Below are 19,134 nucleotides of genomic sequence, written 5' to 3'. Positions count from 1 at the left end.
AGCGTCTTCTTTTTGGTCGTTTATTCTGACTATCCTTTTATCTCGTGTTCTAAATATGCTTTTTGTTTTGCTTTAGATCCAAAAGATCTATATCATTCCATCGTTGATTTTCCAGATACTTTAAACGTAAGGTGGGGTTTCTCCCCCAGAATTGCATTGGCTTCTGCTCGAAACTGCCTGGCAGCCTGTTCCGGTGTGGTCCGGCCAAAAAGCAGCTGGTCATAGATCTCTCGCAGGACTGCAGTTACTTCTGATCCGCCAACCGGATCGGGGGAGTCCATTGGGCTGCTATTGCTTTCTACCCAATCCACATAATCGAATACTTGTTGAACCTCCGGGTCGACAATTTGCCTGATCTGCTCCTTGACCCTTGATGAGAGAGGGACACCCCGTTCACCCTTAAGCAATTTATTCGCTTCAATATCATTGACGAAAAAGCTGATGAACCGGGCTGCTTCTTCCTTATGTCTGGAATTGCTTGCAACAGAGAAGAACATGCCTGGCTTCAGAAAAAGTGCTTCCTGGCTGTGGGGTCCCGGCATGGGGGCAATAGCCAGAGGCTTGCCGTATTCCCGGGTCGTGGCAATAAACTGGTTCGAATAGCCCCAGTTAAACAGGGCTTGGCCCCTATAAAATGGATCCCTATCCGGCTTGCCAATATCCGAGGCCCAGATATCCGGCGGAAAAATGAGCTTCTCTTTGGCCATTTGCTGCATACGGCCAAAGTAATCAATGAACAAGGTATCATCCTCGTACCCCAGCCGCTGTCCATCCTCAGCATACAGCTTCAAGCCATGCTGCCTCAGAAAGTATGCAAAAAATTGTTCCGGCGTGAAGTAAGTGCCTAAATAAATATCCTTGCCATGCAGGCTGTTTCCCATGGCGTAAAAATCGTCCCAAGTCCAGTCCTCCATTGGTTCTTCGATACCCTGGGCGCGCAAAATCTCTGGGTCGTAATAGCCCATCAAGGCATTGACGCCCAGACTCATACCGTAAACTTTTCCATCCATTTCACCGATCTGGACCTTGGCTTCGTCCATATCGCTGGTGTCAATCAAGCCACGATCCATGTATGGCGCAAGATCTTCTAGCAAGTTGAGGGAGCTATATTGAGACAAATAGGAGATATCCATTTGTATAATGTCCGGCAAGGTATTCCCCGCTGCGTATGGGGCTAGTTTTTTCCAATATTCATTGAAGTTGCTGTACTCATACTTGATATGGACATGGGGATTCTGCTGCTCATACAGTTCTATCACTGCAGCGGTTGCCTCATTGCGCATCTGTCCACCCCACCAGGCCATATGAAGCGTTATGGGCTCTTCTTCGACAATCATGCCGGGTCTCGAGACAAGCTGGGGAGCGCACCCCGCAAGAATCGTTAGGAGACACAGTATGCCGATGAATCGAAACCATATACTCACATCTCTTCCCCCTTTGGTGGTGGTAGCAGCAAGGTAACCCGGGTTCCCCTGCCCGGATTGCTTTCCAGAATCATGTCGTACTCTTCCCCAAAAGCAAGATGGAGCCGATCCCGGATATTCAATAACCCGATCCCGCTTCCTCTGGTTTGGACCTCACCACGCAATACCTGTTCGACGTATTCTTGCTCCATGCCAGGACCGTTGTCCTCTACAAATACAGCCAGCTTATTTTCCCGCATTTGAGCGTACAGACGAATCATGCAAGGACCTGGCTGCAATTCCAGTCCATACTGGATTGCGTTTTCGAGCAGGGGCTGTAAAGTCATTTTGGGGATATTGCACTGCAAATAGGCAGAGGGCATATCGATTTGCAAATCGAGTCTTGTTTGAAAGCGGTATTGCTGAATCGTAATATAATGACTCACAATCTCGAGTTCTTCCGCGATGGTAATCACATTTTTCTTGAAACTGATGGAAGTACGCAGCAAATATCCGAGAGACAACACCATGCGTGATATCTGTTCCTGCCGGTTCTTTTTGGCCAGCCAATGGATGGAATCCAGAGCATTGTACAAAAAGTGGGGATTAATCTGAGCTTGCAATGCTTTAAATTCCGTTTCTTTGATCACCAGCTGATTAGCATAATTCTCCTTGATTAACGTATTGATTCGAGTAATCATAAGCCGGTACGTACGCTGCAGCAAACCTAGCTCGTCCACATGCTGGGAAACCGGAATAGTAATGGCGGTATCCATGTTCTCCAAATTTCCGTACTGGATGTCCCTCATCTGGGTGATCAATTGCTGAATTGGCCTGGTTAAACTGCGAGCAAAAGCCATACCAAGTGTCAATACCACAACAATTGCAATCACATAAACCACGATGAGTGCGTTCTTCAATAAAATGATGCGCTCAAATATCTGTTCATAAGGTGCCATATTATAATAAACCCAGCCTGTCTGGGCAGACTTCTTCTGTGCCACAAGTACGATTTGGTCATCCAGCTCTTTGATCTCATACCCCCCGCTCCCTGGAAGCGGTTGCAAATCTGCAGACAGGCTATCTGAAAACTCCCGGAACGGATAGATCACCTTTTGCCCTGCTTTGAGCACAATATCGCTGTCCTTGTTATCTATGCCGGCATATTCCTCAATTAGTTTGTCGATGTTGATCCGAAAAAACAGAATGCCTACCGGCTCCAGCGTCATCGGCTCGTAGCTTCTCACTTGACGCACCATGGCCAGCATCGGATCGTCGTCATCCGGAAACAGCCACCTTACCGCTCCGTTTGCTCCTTCCGCTGCTCGGATCATCCGGTCATATTTTTCACTGGAAAAAGTCAGCGCTTCGCCATATTTAACTAACCCGCCTTGGGAGTCAATAAGATGAACGGACTGCACATATCGTGCAGCCCCACTAGCGTGTTCCCATACTCGGTCAGCCATCCGGTTTCGCTCAACAAATCCCGTATAATCCGTATCGTCCTGGGCTAGCGACTTCAGAGACTTTTGAATGACTCTATCCGAGATCATCGCATGCGATAATGCCTCCAGCTTCCTGAGCTCTGCATCCACTGTGGACGAGGAGAGGTTAAGCAGACTGGACGATTTGTCATACAACTGTCTGTCATAGACGGAGTACGTATAATATAAGGAGGTAAATGCCAGGGTGATGACCAGAGCCATCATCAGCATAATCATCAGAAACACTTTCATTTTAATGCTTAATTTGCGATAGGCTGTCATGGCAAGCGCGCTCCTTTGCACCACGTGTTCTCTATACTTATAACACATGGAGGAGAAATTTCCTGTCGAAACAAACATGAACAGCCATTAACTGACTTTTATTTTGACTGGTAGCGGTCATAGGCCGCCTGATGTACGGCAATCGCCTCTTCGATACCCATGCTTTTAATGGTCTCGACCATTGTATCGAATTCCGCGATGGGTTTCTGGCCGTTAATGATTGCGGTCATTGTCTCATTCAGATACGTATCGACCTGGCTCATGATCGAGGTGCTTTTACTGGCTTCTTGCGTAGTCAAGCGAATCGTTGGAAGGGTCAGCGCCGAGCTGGCTTTCATCCATTCCTCGTTAGCTGCACGCTGCCCGTCATCGAAAAGAAGTGCATCCAAATACCTGCTGTCCTGATTGATTGGACCATCCATGATGGATAGTGCATAGCCAGCCAGTGCCTGGTCATAGGTCAACCCCTGTGGATTATCGGTAATGACTTCGGTGAATTTCACACCATCACCTTCTTTCACATAGCTCTCATTCTCGATGCCAAAGTTGAACAGATCACTACCATCCTCACTGTAATTATAGTCCATCCACTGTACGATGTACTTCAATTTATCCTTGTCCGCCGATGAAGTGATGGCCTCACCGTAACTCAGCACTTTGTTTTCCAAATTAAAGGAAGAATACCCTGTGCCATCCGGGGATATCGGCCATGGAGCGCCCGTCACATTAAAGTTCGGGTCTGTGTCGCGCATTAGGTTGAAGTACTTACCCATTCCGCTAAATACGCCACCCTGATAGGCTCCCGCCAGGTTGTTGGTGATTTTGTAATCAAACGCCTTGCCATCATTCGTCATGATTTCGGGATCAATTAATCCTTCCTTGTACCAAGTGGACATGTTCTCCAGAAAGTCACGATACCCTGGCTGTATAGGTCCGTACTCCACCTTGTCTCCATTCAGCTGAAAGCCACCGATGACACCAAATCCGGGTGCAAAATCATGCAGCTTGGTCAGATTTCCGGGTCCCCAGTTCCCCGTAAATGGCAATTCATCCGCTTTGCCGTTACCGTTCGGATCCTGCTCCTTAAAGGCTTTAAGTACCGTATGCCACTCGTCGATTGTCGTAGGCACCTCCAGCCCCAGTTTATCCAGCCAATCCTTGCGTATAATCAATCCTGAAGTAGCGTTCAGCTTCAGTGCATCCAGCTTCATTAACGGGAACATGTAGATCGTTCCATCATCCAGGGCAATTTGCTTTTTCACATCAGGATCGGATTCAATGATTCGTTTCAGGTTTGGAGCATATTGATCTATCAGTTCGTTAAGCCGAATAATTCGGCCATCCTTAATCATTTTCTCCGGGCCGCCAACAGCATCCGCCCAGTTGTAGTAGATCACATCAGGCAGCTGCTTCGTCGAGATCAGCAGATTGAATTGGTCACGCTGCTGTCCCAGAGGCGGATGCGTAAAATTTGCCTTGATGCCGGTCAGCTCTTCTTTCTTTTTGTAGGCTGCCGTTTCGCCGAAATTCCCCAGAGAAGCCGTCAGTTTGGCATCATTGGCACGCCAGTATTCAATGGTAAATGGCTCGCTTGTAATCGGCAAAGGAATTTCGGTAAGTGCCTCTGACGGAGTTACCGTGTTGTCGTCAGGTTGGGTGGTTTCGCTTCCTCCGGTGCAGCCTGCCAGCAGCGCCATCGTCAGAAGAGAAGAGAGCATGATGGACCCCATTCTTTTTTTCATGTCATTCGCCTCCACATAAGTCATTTATAATATCAGAAGTCGTGACCTTAGGCAGTCGCGGCTCCTAAATATTTCAGTTGAATTGCTTTTATTGTTTGACAGCACCAATTAATGCTCCCTGAACGAAGAAACGCTGGATAAACGGGTATACGAGCATGATTGGCAGTGTAGAGATGATAATCGTTGCATATTTGATGTTTTCTCCGATGGCAAAACCGGTATCTGTCCCGGCGCCCATGGCTTCCGTACTGCTGCTGATCAGAATATCCCTCATAATGATCTGGATGGGATAAAGCTCCTGACTGCGTAAATAAAGCATCGGTCCTACGTAATCGTTCCAGTGATCCACGGCATAATACAGCATCATCACGGCAAGGATCGGCTTCGATAACGGCAATACGATACGGAACAGGATCAGGAAATCGTTTGCCCCGTCCAGCTTCGCTGATTCGATCAGACTGGTTGGAATGCCTTCGAAATTCGTTTTCATAATGAGGAAATAAAATGTACTGATTGCTCCTGGAATAATCATGGCTAGTCTCGTATCCACAAGGCCCAGATTCTGAATCAACAAAAACGTCGGAATCATGCCGCCACCAAAAAACATGGTGAAGGTAATCATTTTCATTAATGTTTTTCGCCCCATCAGATCCTTTCTTGACAATCCGTAGGCAGCCAAGGAGGTCATCAGCAGGTTAATCGCCGTACCGGCGACCACGTAGAACAGCGTGTTCATGTAGCCCGTATATATCCTTGTATCTTTGAAAACGGACTTATATGCTTCCAGCTGAAAGCCTTCCGGCAGCAGCATCAGAGATCTGGAACGCAGCATCTGATCCGGGTCGCTGATGGAGGAATTGAATACGTATAACATGGGGTAAAAGCAGATCACCATAATGATGATTAGAACAAGAACATTAATTGCATCAAAGATGCGTTCCCCAACAGACCTTTTCATCGTTTCACCTCCGCTTACCAGAGACTGGTTGAGTTCAGTTTTCTGCTGATCGCATTGGCGATAATAAGCAGAGAAAAATTGATAATGCCGTTAAATAACCCGATAGCCGTGGAATATGTATAATTGCCTTCCAATATCCCTGATCGGTACACGAAGGTGGAGATAACGTCTGATGTTTCATACGTGGGTGCTGTCTGCATCAACAGGATCTTTTGAAAATCGGAGTTCATGACCGCACCAAGACGAAGGATTAGCATTATGACAATCGTTGGCATGATGCCTGGCAGCGTGATATGCAGCAGTTGTCTCCAGCGTCCGGCACCATCGATTTTTGCAGCTTCATACAGCTGGGGATCAATGCCGCTGAGTGCCGCCAAAAAGATAATGGATGCCCAACCAGCCCCCTGCCATATGTTCGATAAAATATAAATGGGACGGAACATGTCCTTTTCGGCCAAAAACATGACTGGCTGCAACTCGAAAAATTCCCGAATGACATTAAACAAGCCTCCATCGAGTGTTGAGAACGTTTTCAACATTCCGACCACCACAACGACTGATATAAAATGAGGCATGTAGCTGATCGTTTGCACTGTGCTCTTGAACCATTTCTTGCGAACCTCGTTCAGCAGGATGGCCAGCAAGATGGGTGCCGGGAACCCAAATACAATGCTGTAAAAACTTAAAATGAGTGTGTTTTTAATCAGCCGCCAAAAATAGTAACTCTCGAAAAACATCGTAAAATTGTCAAAACCAATCCACGTTCCTGCCAAAATCCCGTTGACGGGGCTGTAGGATTCCTGAAAAGCCATCAGCAGCCCGTACATTGGGCCATAACTGAATATCAAATAATACGCGACGACAGGAACGAGCATCAGATATACATATTTGTTTCGAGCCAGTTCCTTTTTGACAACACCCCATCTGCCTGGTGGTTTCAATGTACCCGCTTGCACCACCGGACCTCGCTTCAGTTCCATTCTCCTTGCCTCCAATTCCGATGTTCATTCGTTAACATCCTAGGGTAATCATAAAATTTGGAGGCCATGCTTCCCATGCTCATTTCCGCTCTCTTCATGCTCAAAACCGACTTTCCACCGACAAAAAAATACCCTGTATGCCTTTCGAGGCATACAGGGTGTATGATGCAGAGAATAGATTGAACAACCGCAAGACTATGGAGCCTTCCTATATTCGGAAGGTGAGAAACCCGTATATTTCTTAAACACTTTGCTAAAATACGGCCAGTTGGCTCCAAAACCGGTCTTCTCGGCGAGCGATGAAACCGTGCAGCTGCTATCCTGCTTCAAAAGTTCCAATGCTTTGCCCATTCGGTAACGCAGCACATAATTCGTAAATTTCTCTCCGGTCTCCTTTTTAAATATTTTGCCGATATAGTCCGGGTTCATGTAAATCTCACCAGCAATAGCCTGAAGTGTCAGAGATTCATCCTCATACCGTGACTCCACAAGTTCCTTGACAGCTCGCACCATTTGCGATTGTCTGGAGCGCTGCTGCCGGTAGCGTTCCAGTGCAATATCCCGTGCTGCATCCAGAATAAACTGCTGAAACGACTGAAGTGTACTCGTTTCCATCATACAGGGCAATCGATCCATGTATTCTTTCATCTCCGCAGGACTGCTAAGCCGAATGATCTCCATGAATGTTTGGATGAGATAGGACTTGGTCTGAAATATGTCATAACGTTGATCAGACAGTAAGCAGAACGTCTGCTTCAGCTCATCCTCCGCCACCTGCCAATGTCCGGCCTGGATGGCCGCAACGAGCCGCTCCTGATCCATCTCAAATTCAGAATAGCCATGTTCCTCCGGAGACAGAATGTCCCTTTCCATAATAAGGCTGCCCTCACCCAGGTAAAAGCGATGGTTCAGGTACGCTATGGTCTGCATATACAACTGACGTGTCTGTGCCAATTCTCCCGGCTCACTGAGAGCCATCGTCAAATCGTAGTGATAGTACCGGGTGAATGTGTGACGAATCTCGTCGATGTTTTGAAACAATTGCTCCTCTAGAAGTTTGTCTTCCATGATCAACAGCACATGACGCCCCAAGGTTGTGCTGAGAATGGGATTGTGAAAGATATCTTCGGCGATGTTCTGAATGGCAAACAGATGCAAGTACTCATGCTCTCCCTCAATCTCAACCAGCAGCATTCGCACCTGCTGACTTCGAAAATGCACGCCGAACAATTCGCCGAAGTGTCCCCACTCTTTGGCTCCATAGGTCTTGTTGGTGACGAGTTCCTTCAGGAAGTATTGCTGCGCATGGGGCAATACACGTTCCAGGTTGGTTTGGATCGTTTGCACAAACTGGGCCTGATCCGTCCATTCATCCTTTTCGCCCACCAGTTCAGCGATGGCCTCCATCAGGCTCTCTTCACTGCAAGGCTTAAGCAAATAATGCTTAACTCCGTACTGCATTGCTCTCTTGGCGTACTCGAATTCAGTAAAGCCTGTCAGCATAATAAATGATACATCCTGGTACTTTTCGGCAACCGCTTCAACCAGCTGCAGACCGTCCATGCCAGGCATACGTATATCCGTAATGATAATGTCAGGACGCTGAATCTCTATAAAAGCAAGCGCTTCCATCCCATCCTGAGCGGTGCCTATCAATTCCGTACCAAGCCGATTCCAATTCATCACGCTGGCAATTCCGTCAAGAATCATCCATTCGTCATCAACCAGCAGAACCTTGTACATTCGCTATTCCCCCTGTTGGATATGCTTATGTCTCTATTATAATGAGATTGTCGCCTCAAGACGAAGAATGAATTGCAGTCTAATCATGAAATACCTTTATTTCCTTGTCACGAAAACTTAATATACGTTCCATGTGGATCTTCCACAAACCAACACGACTGTTTTTTTGTTTCCACGTTTTAAGCACTTCATTGGATCAAGCCATAACAAAAGCAAACATGATACTGTATAGAGGATATCACCTTGTGAGCATTAACTTAGGTTTCACCCTTTGTTTGTGACCCGGATCATCGCCTTGCTCATATCTGCAATCGGTACAAGTTCATTTCATTGGCTACAGACAATAAATTGTACCGATAAAACAAAAGAGCCCCATACTAGGGCTCTTCTACACTTCATCATCCACATCCTTTCTCTCCGTCTCGAAAGAGTCCATATTCAGATGTTTAGTGCAATTATACACCGAACAGTCCCATCGAGATCGTTCTGATGTATGCAGCATGGTGATCGAAGTATTCGATAAACTTTCTGTCATATCAATATGGGGAATGAGCCTCTTCAGAATCATTCCAAGGAACGCACCGTGACTCACAATTAAAATATTTTGGTCCGGGTGTCTGTCTGATATGTCGGCAAGGCATTGCCTGCCTCTTTTTACGATATCATCGTTTGATTCAATGCCAAGATCCTGTTTAAACCATCCATACCCCCACCGATTGACGCGCTCCTGTTCTGTCGTTCCTTCGATAAGCCCACAGTTCATTTCTCTCAAGCGCGGGTCCGTTCTCACATCGATATTGTTGATCTTACCGATGATTTCCGCTGTTTCAAGTGCTCTGGACAAATCACTAGAATAAATATAATCCCAATGTTCTGTGCCTATTCTTCTGGACAATAGTTCAGCCTGTTGTCGTCCCTTCTTATTGAGCGGGATATCTGAATGGCCTTGTGTCCGATATTCATCATTCCAATTCGTTACTCCGTGTCGGATCAATCCTAGCGTAGTCATCTGTGTCCCTCTTTTCCTATGTATCATGTAAGTCTCACCAATGATGAACCAGCAAAGATCCTGTTACAATATCTGAGCATTAGGTTGATTACACAACATACTGTTGAAAACCTTCAATTTTTAGAATTAATATGGAACTCACCACAATTATTATTGCAAGTACGATATACAAATCAATATCCTGCCTCCAACATAAACCACATCTTGTGTTCTAAATTCACTTGTTGTTTTGGCGCGATTCCTTCACCGGGTAGTTCAGTTGCTTGGTTAAGGTTGTTCATTTCGATTGTCGTACTGCACGGACTACTGCTTAATTCCCCATCCATTCACTAATGTATATCAAGTATTTGTTGCCTTCCTTGAAATTAAAGCCCCACGTGTAGTCAGTTGCGACAATGATTTGAGAATCAACTTCAGTTTTCCAACTTCGTTCAACTTCCACTAGTATATATCTAACTTTCTCTTTTGTCCCCGCTATCCCTTGTTGCTTCAGGTCAACTTTGATTTGCTTTATTTCACCGTAAACAGCTCCCCTATATCTCTCCAGATCTTCTTGGAGGCTTCCTTTCTCAGCACACGAAATGTTGCACTTCATCGCTTAATGCCCGTAAGTTGAACAAGAGCAGCCGATCGCTTTGGGTCAGCTGCTCTCTTTATTGTGTATTGATCTATTATCGTATTCTTTTAGTTAAAATTGTTCTTGTCCCCTCGATAGAGCCGTTTGGTTCACATTGTCACTTCTTTGTTTTGATATTCAACTAAAAAGTGAAACCAGGGTATTTATTTTATCATCAATCAACAAAATGTTCCCCCAAACCACTTCATTGAATATTCCATCTTCATTGAACAATTGACTTTGCTGTAGCGATAAATTTTTATATAAGCTAGATATTTTGCTAAGAGAATTCATCTATTGTTCAGTTGGTTTGTTTTCTATGATCTTTTCGTAAATATAGTCACTGGTATTGGGTCCATTAATGAGGCGTTGATTTTTTTTCAAGAGCAACATATACATCGGATTCATAACCGTATAGTGTCAGTAAAGATCTTAGATATTCTGTTTCAAATTCATTATTCTCTAAGGCATAGGTTAACGTATCACTTAATCGCAGTTGTGTTTGCCATATTACTCCGTTTAAAGGGTCACCAAAAATATCCAATTTAATTTTTTTGCTCTTTTTACACGAACCAAAACCTCATACCCATTTTACTATACAACAATGTCCGCACACCAAGCCCTGGCTATCTCATAAATAAGGCACTGAAAATAAGGACGTCCTGCAAGAAATGAATCGTCAGCGCCCAGAAGAATCCCTTCGTTTCTAACATCGATTTGGCCAAAAACCATCCGATGAATGCAGCCATCAATACGCCCGGTACCCCGCCTGGGTGACCAAAATAATGAACAGTACCAAAGATTATTGCTGATAATCCTTGCGCTGCATACGGCGACAAACCATATTTGCCAACAACGGCAACAAATGAAAACCGAAAGATGATTTCTTCAGAAAAAGCATTCATTAGTGCAAACACAAGGATGAGTATACCACCGGGATACAGCTCCAGACTCACGCTTTCCCCATGCACCACTTGGATGTAGATAACTACGGCCGTAACCAAGGTAATAATAATCATAAAATTCAGGCCCAAGTGTTTCCATGTCTCCGTTTCTTTCGGCTTAATCCCAATCCACGGTTCAGGCCGAATTCGCCCGTCCCGCTTTTTCAGGTTTAAATATGCAAGTCCACCTTTACCTGCCATCCCATATACAATGCCAATTATGATAAAAGCTAGTAACAATACCGTGATCTGATAACTAATCTCTAGGTTGTATACAGTGCTTTCGAACATGTTCAAAGTGAGTAGCGGACTGCTTCTAAACCATAACAGCAGAGGTGCGCAAGCAACGACCACAATCGTGATCAACAGAATTGGAACCAGGTTGAAGCGTTTTTTATTCATTTACATCCCCCTGTTTGGATGAGTTAACGTTTCCAACGCATGTTGACACCATTCCATGGTCATCCGAAGGTATCGCTCCCCATAGTCGAGGGTTAACAACCAGAGCTGGGCTTGGTTGCTTTCCCCCTTAGGAACACTCGCTTTTATTCCTGCAAGCATCGTGATAAGCTGCTCACTCGCTGCTAATTCTTCCTCGAGAAAAGTGACTAGTTGCGGGATATGATGCTCATCAGAGACAAAAAGCTTCATAAGCAGTTCGTTCCTCATGACAGGTTCCTCAGGCGGCAGGGTTAACCAGGAATCAAGTTGGTTACATCCCTGTTGTGTAATGCCGTAGACAATTTTACGTCTTCCCGTCTCTGCTTCTTCCACAACAGATACAGAGCCCTCTACCTCCAGTTGTTTGATGCTCTTATGAATATGTCCATACGATTCGTTCCAGAAAAGGCCGATGCTCTCCTTTGAAAACTTTACAAGCTCATAGGCACTCATGGGCTTGATTCGAAGCAAGCCGAGAATGGCAAAATGGGTGGTATTGATTCTTTTCATAAGTCCCTCCCCGTTCATAATGTATCTTTAAGATATATTTAATTAACATATTACTCCATGGAGATAAAGATTACAATTCATTTTTAGCTCTCTTTGATCTATGAAAAATCATATGCACATTTCAAGATTACTCAGCTAGTTTTTTATACATACAGTTCAATCTTCCACTAGATCTAAGACTTAGCATCACTCAAGGACTTCATTTTGCAGCCTATTTTTTCGATATATGATGTACAGACTTTATTTAAATTTTAACTATTGAAGTTATGGGAGCTGTAAATGGATGTAGTTGAGGGGGAAATGCAGTGAAAAAGAATATTGTATCCATACTAAAAATGAGATCTTTGAGAACAAAGTTAGTCACCTTATGCTTGGCTATACTAATTGTGCCGACAATCGTTATCGGATTCACCTCGTATACGGTTTCGAAAAATGAAATGAATGAATCCGGCAAGGCCGCGCTTGAAAATAGTGTGCGGATGGTCATTGGCATGATTAGTCTCCTTAATGAGCAAGTTGAGAACGGAGATATGACATTGGAGCAAGCACAGGAAAAACTTCGTGTCGAGCTGCTCGGTGAAAAAAATGCAGATAATAAGCGGCCTGTAAAAAGTGAATATACTGTAGGGGAAACAGGATATCCATGGGCAGTTGATACGGATGCTCATTCCGTGATGAATCCTTCAAATGAAGGTCAAAATCTAACAGATGTCGTAACGGAAGATGGCGTGTTTTTGGGAAAAGAGCTCGTTAACGTTGGAACAGCCGGAGGAGGATTTGTTACCTACAAATGGGCTCTACCCGATACAGGTGAAGTAGAAACGAAAGTTTCGTATGTTGAAATGGATCCGCATTGGGGGTGGATCATCGGTTCGGGCGCATATTTAAGTGAATTCAACAGCGGGGCAACACAAGTGCTCTATCTTGTCATAATCGTTACGGCCGTTGCTGTTGTTCTCGGATCCATTATCGTCAGCATCGTCTCCGGACGTCTAACCAAGCCTATCCTTAAGATTGCAAAGCGACTGAAATCCGTTGCGGGCGGGGATCTAACGGTTGAAGAAGTTAAAATAAAGTCCAAAGATGAGATCGGTGAGCTTTCCAGAGACTTTAATGACATGATTAAAAACATGAGAACTCTTATTAGCCAAGTCGATCTGTCTACCAAGCAGGTAGCTTCTTCCTCCAGAGAATTGACCCTTGGAGCTGAGCACACTAGTCAAGCAACTGAGAATATCACCATTTCGATCCAAGAATCTGCAGCTGGTGCACAAGAGCAGCAAATGATGCTTCAACGGACAACCAACTCCCTTGAAGAAATATCCATTGGGATCCAGCGAATAGCGGAGAGCTCATCAACCATTGCCGATTCTTCTGTGGATGCAATGGAACTGGCGAACATCGGTGGTACGGCCGTAGAGCACACAGCGAAGCAAATGAATCTGATCAACCATTCGGTTAATGAGACGGATGTGGTCATGAGGATGCTAGATGAACGCAGTCAGCAGATTGGTACGATGCTGCATGCCATTACGGATATTGCAAAACAGACTAATCTTCTTGCTTTGAATGCTTCGATTGAGGCTGCTCGTGCAGGCGAAGAAGGCCGCGGTTTCTCCGTGGTTGCTGCTGAAGTGAGAAAGCTTGCTGAACAATCGAACCAGTCATCCGGGGAGATTTCCACGTTGATTCAGGATATGCGTAACGATATTGAACAGTCGCTTAAAACGTTGGAACGAGTTAAACAGGACGTCGACTCTGGTATACAGATTGCGAATGAGACGGAACAACAGTTTAACAAAATCGTGGGGTCCACAAACTTTATCGCCCAACAAACGGAAGAACTCGCCAGTGTTACACAGCAGATCACTGCAAGTGTCCAGGAAATAACAGCAGGCCAGGAGCAAGTCTCCAATCTTGCACTTCAAGCTGCAGACCATTCACAAAATATAGCTGCATCTTCAGAAGAACAACTGGCTTCCATGGAGCAAATTACAAGCCTAGCCACAACCTTGTCGGAAATGTCACAAAAGTTAGAGCGTTTGACCATTCAATTTAAATATTAAGATCACTCATCTAAGTTAAAAAAGCAGCCGATCAATTCAACTTTGATCGGCTGCTTTTTCGTTTTTAATGAACGATTATATTCTGCTGGTTGGCACCTACAACTCCAGATCTGCAGCCCGGGCGTTCGCTTCAACCTGCTCCGGACTCTTGCATCCTGGAATGACGCAGCTAACGGCTGGATGCTTCAGACACCAGGCGAGAGCCCACGAGGCCATATCGACACCTTCCGGGACTTCATTCTTCTGGATTTCACTTACCAGCTTCAGTTTCTCATCAATCTCTTGACGCTCGCGTCCCTTTCTGACATTGTCATTGAATACCGCGCCCGGCTTGTATTTGCCGCTCAGATAGCCGCTGGCCAGTGGGACTCTTGCGAGCACACCAAGATCCTGCTTCTGGCATGACGGGAATACCCTCTCCTCTGGCTTCTGGTCCAGACGGTTATACACAACCTGAATAGCCTTCGCGTTCAACTCGGTAGCTTTGCTCGTCTGATGCAGATTATCGTTGCTGCCAATGGAGATACCGAGATTTCGAATTTTACCGGCCTGTACCTGCTTGTCCAGCATGGTCCACAGCTCATCGTTATCGAACGCCTCATCTGAACCGGAATGGAACTGATACAAATCGATATAATCCGTCCTTAGGGCTTTCAAGGATTCTTCCAGCTGAACACGGATCTGATCCACACTCCAGGCATTTGTCCAGTGATCATGCCACTGATGGCCAAACTTAGATGCGATCACCCAATCCTCACGCCGGTCTCGGGACATAAAATCGCCGATAAAGCTTTCCGACATATGGTGAGGTCCGTAACATTCGGCTGTATCAATCAAATTAATACCCAGTTCTTTGGCCCGATAGAGAATCTCATCGACTTCTTTCTGGGTATAATCCTTACCCCAGTCCCCGCCAAACTGCCACGTGCCCACGCCTACAACGGATACATCCAGCTCGGTCTTGCCCAATCTTCTGTACTTCACTCTTCTCACCTCGAGGTTTAATATGTTGGTCAAGTGACCGGATTGTACAATAAGTATTAGATTAACGATAACGCTTTCATGATAATGGATATCTCCAGATTAATCAATCTGAAGCATTCTCGTTTTCTTATCCAGGTAGAGAGTTCCTGTTCAATGAATCATCAAATGTTTTCAATATAGATATATAAATGATCTTGCTTTGCACGCGTTTCAACGCTCAATTGACGAAGGGCAACATAAAAAAATCCCCTTAGAATATCATCGGGTAAACCGTAGGTTTACTCCAATATCATTTCCAAGGGGTACATTGGGGACTTTCTGTCAAAGATCAGATCAGGAACTTTTCTGTTTGTTCCATTGGATACCCGGACGGATCTCCCACTTATACTTTATTGCTTAAACCAACAATTGTTTCGAACGGTCGCAGCATCATTGGCAGCTTGTCACTCTCGTAATTGGTAAGCCAAATTTCGGAGAAGTTCAGATTAAGCTCCTCTTCTCCAAGCTCCGCGATCTGTCCAGTAAGATTGACTACGACCAGCACCTGTTGCTCTCCCAATGTACGTGTATAAGCAAATACACTAGGATGATCTGGCATAAGAAGCTCATAGATACCATATGTCAACGTATCGTATTCTTTTCGCAGCTGAATCATTTGTTTATAAAAATGTAGAATGGAACGTGGTTCCTGAAGTTGTTTCTCTACATTTATATTAACGTAATTGTCATTCACCTTAAGCCATGGATTACCGGTGGTGAAACCGGCTTGTTCTGCCGATGACCACTGCATCGGCGTTCTGGAGTTATCGCGACTCGAAGCCCAAATGATGTTCATGATCTCCTCATGCGACATCCCTTCTTCGCGTTTGATCTGATATAGGTTCTGATCGGCTACGTCGTTATAATCCTCTATGGAAGGGTAAGCCACGTTTGTCATGCCGATCTCTTGCCCCTGATAGATGAATGGGGTTCCCTGCATGAAAAAGTACATGGCTCCAAGCGCGGTGGCACTTTCATACCAATACTCCGCGTCATTTCCCCAGGATGAAACTTTGCGAGGCTGATCGTGATTTTCAATAAATAGAGCATTCCAGCCGATGCCTTCCAGCGATTTTTGCCACTTGGTCAAGACATTTTTCAATTTGGGAACATCAAGCTGCCTGTCCGTGCTGTTATTCCACAGGTCAAGGTGTTCGAATTGGAAGACCATATTAAACTTGCCCCGGACTTCACAGATCCAATCATACAGATCTTCTTGGTCCTCTACCTTAACGCCATTCGCTTCCCCGACAGTAACCACGTCATATTTGGATAATGTTTCTTCTTTCATTTCCTGCAAATAACGCTGAATTCCTTTGACATTCATATGCTTTTCAAACGAAGAGATGTATTTGACGCCTTCTTTGATTGGCATGTCCAATAGGCCCTCTTCTTTGTGAATATGGCTGATTGCATCGACACGGAAACCATCAATCCCTTTATCCAGCCACCAATTCATCATTTCATAAATGGATTTCCGAACTTCTTCATTTGCCCAATTCAAGTCCGGTTGCTTTTTGGAGAACAAATGAAGATAGTACTGTCCGGAAACTTCATCATATTCCCAAGCAGAACCGCCAAAGATGCTTTCCCAGTTATTCGGTTCTTCCCCGTTCTTCCCATCTCTCCAGATGTACCAGTCTCGTTTGGGATTATCCAGCGAAGCTCTGGATTCGATAAACCACGGATGTTCGTCACTGGTATGATTGATCACCAAGTCCATGATGAGTTTCATGCCCCGATGATGAACTTCGTTCAGTAATTGATCAAATTCCGCCATCGTGCCGAATTCATCCATAATGGAACAATAATCACTGATGTCATAACCATTATCATCGTTGGGTGATTTATACATCGGGCAGATCCATATCAGATCAATACCAAGATCTTGGATATAATCCAATTTTGAAATAATTCCCTTAATGTCGCCAATCCCGTCCCCGTTGGAATCCATAAAGCTTCTCGGATAGATTTGATAAGCGACTGCTTCTTTCCACCATACTCTTTTCATTTGACGCAATCCTTCTTTCTCAACCACGATATAAACTGCACTAATCGAACACACAAGGGCACTACGAGCGCAGTACCATCTTCCGATCGCTGTTATCCCCAGATTTTCTGAATCCCCTTCTCTAAGGGGAAAATCTGGTGATAAGCGTATGCTTCCGATGCAGCTTTCCTTCAGAAAGCTCTTAGGCGAACGCTTCGCTTCTCCAGATTGGTTCTGCCTCGCCGTTAACGTGTGTCTGTATAAGCAGTTTATATAGACTTTATTTATAGTATTATGCTTTACGCATGTGTAAGGTACATTCTTGCTTCGTATGGACGCAATACGTTCTCGGGCAGTTCACCTGCATAATTGGATATTAATAGCTCATTAGTCTCTGCCAATTGTTCCTGAAGCGGGAGTTCAATCGTATTTCCTTGAAAATTGCATACAACAAGGATTTTGGTTCCATTTAGCGTTCGGGTGTAAGCAAACACATTTTGATCATCAGGGAAAACCAGCTCATAATCGCCATATATGATCACTTCATGTTCTTTTCTTAATTGAATTAACTTCTGATAATAATGGAATATGGATTCAGGGTTATTCAAACTTTCCTCGGCATGGATTTGCTTATAATTCGGATTCACCTTAATCCAAGGTTCCCCTTGTGTAAAACCTGCGTTATCGGAAGCATCCCATTGCATAGGTGTTCGCGCGTTATCGCGTCCCTTGGCATAGATCGACTCCATAACGCTGCTTTCAGAGTAACCTTTCCCCATTCTTTCCTTATAGAAATTGAGCAATTCAATATCCCGGTAATCTTCAATGCCATATTGCACATTCGTCATGCCTAATTCTTCACCCTGATAGATATAAGGCGTGCCTTGCATGCCATGAAGAAGGGTCGCCAGCATTTTCGCCGATTCGCTCCTGAATTCTCCGTCGTTTCCCCAACGTGAGACGATTCGTGGCAAGTCATGATTGTTCCAAAACAGACTGTTCCATGCGTCGCCCTTAAGCTCCGTCTGCCATTTGGACAGCACTTTTTTCAATTCCATCACATCCAAAGGCTTAAGATCCCACTTTCCTTTGCCTTCTTGTTCATCCAAGCCGATATGTTCAAATTGAAATACCATTGAAAACTCACTGCCATCCGGGTTGCTGTACAGTTTGGCGATTTCCGGGGTCGCGCCCCATGTCTCTCCTACGGTCAGCAGGTCTTCCGCGTTTTGGAACGTCTCCTTGCTTAGTTCCCTGATATATTTATGCAGATTTGGCCCGTTGCCCGTAATCTTCGCATCTGGTTCTTTGCCAATTAAGTCGATTACATCCAGTCTAAACCCGCCGACTCCCTTGTCGATCCACCAATTGATCATATCGTAAATCTCCTGCCGGACTTTGGGGTTTTCCCAGTTGAGATCCGGCTGTTTTACGGAAAACAGGTGCAAATAATACTGCCCGATCTCAGGCACCCATTCCCAGGCTGAGCCCCCAAATGTGGACCCCAAGTCGTTCGGAGGCGTTCCCTCCACGCCATCTCTCCAGACGTAGTAGTCATGGTACGGATTGTCTTTGCCTTTTTTGGCTTCTTGAAACCAAGGATGTTCATCCGACGTGTGATTCAGGACCAGATCCATTATAATTCGAATGTCCCGTTTCCCGGCTTCATGAATTAACGTTTCCATATCTTCCAAAGACCCAAACATGGGATCGATATCCTGATAATCTGAAATATCATACCCAAAATCATCTTGAGGAGACTTGCAAACGGGTGATAACCAAATCGCACCGATGCCGAGCTCCTGCAAATAATCCAACCTTGACACAATCCCCTTCAAGTCGCCGATTCCATCTCCGTTACTATCTTGAAAACTCCGCGGATATATTTGATATACAACGGTTTCTTTCCACCATTTTTTATTTTCCATGTTCCATTCAACCTT

The 19,134-nt window shown here is 45.0% G+C and carries 14 protein-coding genes; 1 reads left to right on the top strand and 13 read right to left on the bottom strand.

Features of this window, described 5'->3' with window-relative positions; all coding sequences use genetic code 11:
- Positions 1–92: 92 nt before the first annotated feature.
- The 10 genes from ABGV42_RS04320 to ABGV42_RS04275 all read right to left on the bottom strand — a co-directional run bounded on the left by ABGV42_RS04320 (position 93) and on the right by ABGV42_RS04275 (position 12,112).
- Positions 93–1,424 (bottom strand): ABC transporter substrate-binding protein, encoded by a 1,332-nt coding sequence (locus tag ABGV42_RS04320; protein WP_347380540.1) that lies wholly within the window; start codon positions 1,422–1,424, stop codon positions 93–95.
- Positions 1,421–3,169: a sensor histidine kinase gene (locus ABGV42_RS04315; protein ID WP_347380539.1), complete on the bottom strand. Its 1,749-nt coding sequence runs from the start codon at positions 3,167–3,169 to the stop codon at positions 1,421–1,423. Before ABGV42_RS04315 ends, ABGV42_RS04320 begins: the two co-directional genes overlap by 4 nt.
- Positions 3,170–3,267: 98 nt before the next feature.
- Positions 3,268–4,911 (bottom strand): extracellular solute-binding protein, encoded by a 1,644-nt coding sequence (locus ABGV42_RS04310; protein ID WP_347380538.1) that lies wholly within the window; start codon positions 4,909–4,911, stop codon positions 3,268–3,270.
- A gap of 88 nt (positions 4,912–4,999) precedes the next feature.
- Positions 5,000–5,869 carry a carbohydrate ABC transporter permease gene (locus ABGV42_RS04305; protein WP_347380537.1) on the bottom strand — a complete coding sequence of 290 codons (870 nt, stop codon included), beginning with the start codon at positions 5,867–5,869 and terminating at the stop codon, positions 5,000–5,002.
- A 14-nt stretch (positions 5,870–5,883) separates the two neighbouring features.
- On the bottom strand, positions 5,884–6,849 hold the full coding sequence (locus ABGV42_RS04300; RefSeq protein WP_347380536.1) for an ABC transporter permease: 966 nt from the start codon (positions 6,847–6,849) through the stop codon (positions 5,884–5,886).
- Positions 6,850–7,044: 195 nt separating this feature from the next.
- Positions 7,045–8,592: a response regulator gene (locus ABGV42_RS04295; protein ID WP_347380535.1), complete on the bottom strand. Its 1,548-nt coding sequence runs from the start codon at positions 8,590–8,592 to the stop codon at positions 7,045–7,047.
- Between the two features lie 388 nt (positions 8,593–8,980).
- Positions 8,981–9,601, bottom strand: a complete 621-nt coding sequence (locus ABGV42_RS04290; RefSeq protein ID WP_347380534.1) for a histidine phosphatase family protein — start codon at positions 9,599–9,601, stop codon at positions 8,981–8,983.
- A gap of 310 nt (positions 9,602–9,911) precedes the next feature.
- Positions 9,912–10,196 (bottom strand): hypothetical protein, encoded by a 285-nt coding sequence (locus tag ABGV42_RS04285; RefSeq protein ID WP_347380533.1) that lies wholly within the window; start codon positions 10,194–10,196, stop codon positions 9,912–9,914.
- A 647-nt stretch (positions 10,197–10,843) separates the two neighbouring features.
- The gene (locus ABGV42_RS04280) at positions 10,844–11,563 is read right to left on the bottom strand and encodes a CPBP family intramembrane glutamic endopeptidase (RefSeq protein ID WP_347380532.1); all 720 of its coding nucleotides are present in this window, start codon (positions 11,561–11,563) and stop codon (positions 10,844–10,846) included.
- Positions 11,564–12,112 carry a PadR family transcriptional regulator gene (locus ABGV42_RS04275; RefSeq protein WP_347380531.1) on the bottom strand — a complete coding sequence of 183 codons (549 nt, stop codon included), beginning with the start codon at positions 12,110–12,112 and terminating at the stop codon, positions 11,564–11,566. It abuts the gene before it with no gap.
- Positions 12,113–12,417: 305 nt separating this feature from the next.
- On the opposite strand from ABGV42_RS04275, the gene ABGV42_RS04270 reads away from it, so the two are divergent.
- Positions 12,418–14,178 (top strand): methyl-accepting chemotaxis protein, encoded by a 1,761-nt coding sequence (locus ABGV42_RS04270; protein WP_347380530.1) that lies wholly within the window; start codon positions 12,418–12,420, stop codon positions 14,176–14,178.
- Between the two features lie 96 nt (positions 14,179–14,274).
- Here ABGV42_RS04270 and ABGV42_RS04265 read toward each other — a convergent pair whose 3' ends face one another.
- The 3 genes from ABGV42_RS04265 to ABGV42_RS04255 all read right to left on the bottom strand — a co-directional run bounded on the left by ABGV42_RS04265 (position 14,275) and on the right by ABGV42_RS04255 (position 19,119).
- Complete coding sequence (locus ABGV42_RS04265; protein WP_347380529.1) at positions 14,275–15,162, bottom strand: aldo/keto reductase; 888 nt, start codon at positions 15,160–15,162, stop codon at positions 14,275–14,277.
- 382 nt (positions 15,163–15,544) lie between these two features.
- Positions 15,545–17,212 (bottom strand): glycoside hydrolase family 13 protein, encoded by a 1,668-nt coding sequence (locus ABGV42_RS04260; protein ID WP_347380528.1) that lies wholly within the window; start codon positions 17,210–17,212, stop codon positions 15,545–15,547.
- Positions 17,213–17,490: 278 nt separating this feature from the next.
- Complete coding sequence (locus ABGV42_RS04255; RefSeq protein WP_347380527.1) at positions 17,491–19,119, bottom strand: glycoside hydrolase family 13 protein; 1,629 nt, start codon at positions 19,117–19,119, stop codon at positions 17,491–17,493.
- Positions 19,120–19,134: the final 15 nt, after the last annotated feature.

The sequence above is a fragment of the Paenibacillus pabuli genome, from assembly GCF_039831995.1.
Lineage (GTDB): Bacteria > Bacillota > Bacilli > Paenibacillales > Paenibacillaceae > Paenibacillus > Paenibacillus pabuli_C.
Note: the sequence above shows the minus strand (reverse complement) of the source record. Positions and strands in the feature narration are given on the sequence as shown.

Bases quoted from the DNA above. Each gene is read 5' to 3' on its own strand.
- ABGV42_RS04315 (WP_347380539.1), bottom strand. From the start codon at position 3,169: ATGACAGCCTATCGCAAATTAAGCATTAAAATGAAAGTGTTTCTGATG.
- ABGV42_RS04310 (WP_347380538.1), bottom strand. From the start codon at position 4,911: ATGAAAAAAAGAATGGGGTCCATCATGCTCTCTTCTCTTCTGACGATG.
- ABGV42_RS04305 (WP_347380537.1), bottom strand. From the start codon at position 5,869: ATGAAAAGGTCTGTTGGGGAACGCATCTTTGATGCAATTAATGTTCTT.
- ABGV42_RS04300 (WP_347380536.1), bottom strand. From the start codon at position 6,849: ATGGAACTGAAGCGAGGTCCGGTGGTGCAAGCGGGTACATTGAAACCA.
- ABGV42_RS04295 (WP_347380535.1), bottom strand. From the start codon at position 8,592: ATGTACAAGGTTCTGCTGGTTGATGACGAATGGATGATTCTTGACGGA.
- ABGV42_RS04290 (WP_347380534.1), bottom strand. From the start codon at position 9,601: ATGACTACGCTAGGATTGATCCGACACGGAGTAACGAATTGGAATGAT.
- ABGV42_RS04285 (WP_347380533.1), bottom strand. From the start codon at position 10,196: ATGAAGTGCAACATTTCGTGTGCTGAGAAAGGAAGCCTCCAAGAAGAT.
- ABGV42_RS04280 (WP_347380532.1), bottom strand. From the start codon at position 11,563: ATGAATAAAAAACGCTTCAACCTGGTTCCAATTCTGTTGATCACGATT.
- ABGV42_RS04275 (WP_347380531.1), bottom strand. From the start codon at position 12,112: ATGAAAAGAATCAATACCACCCATTTTGCCATTCTCGGCTTGCTTCGA.
- ABGV42_RS04260 (WP_347380528.1), bottom strand. From the start codon at position 17,212: ATGAAAAGAGTATGGTGGAAAGAAGCAGTCGCTTATCAAATCTATCCG.
- ABGV42_RS04255 (WP_347380527.1), bottom strand. From the start codon at position 19,119: ATGGAAAATAAAAAATGGTGGAAAGAAACCGTTGTATATCAAATATAT.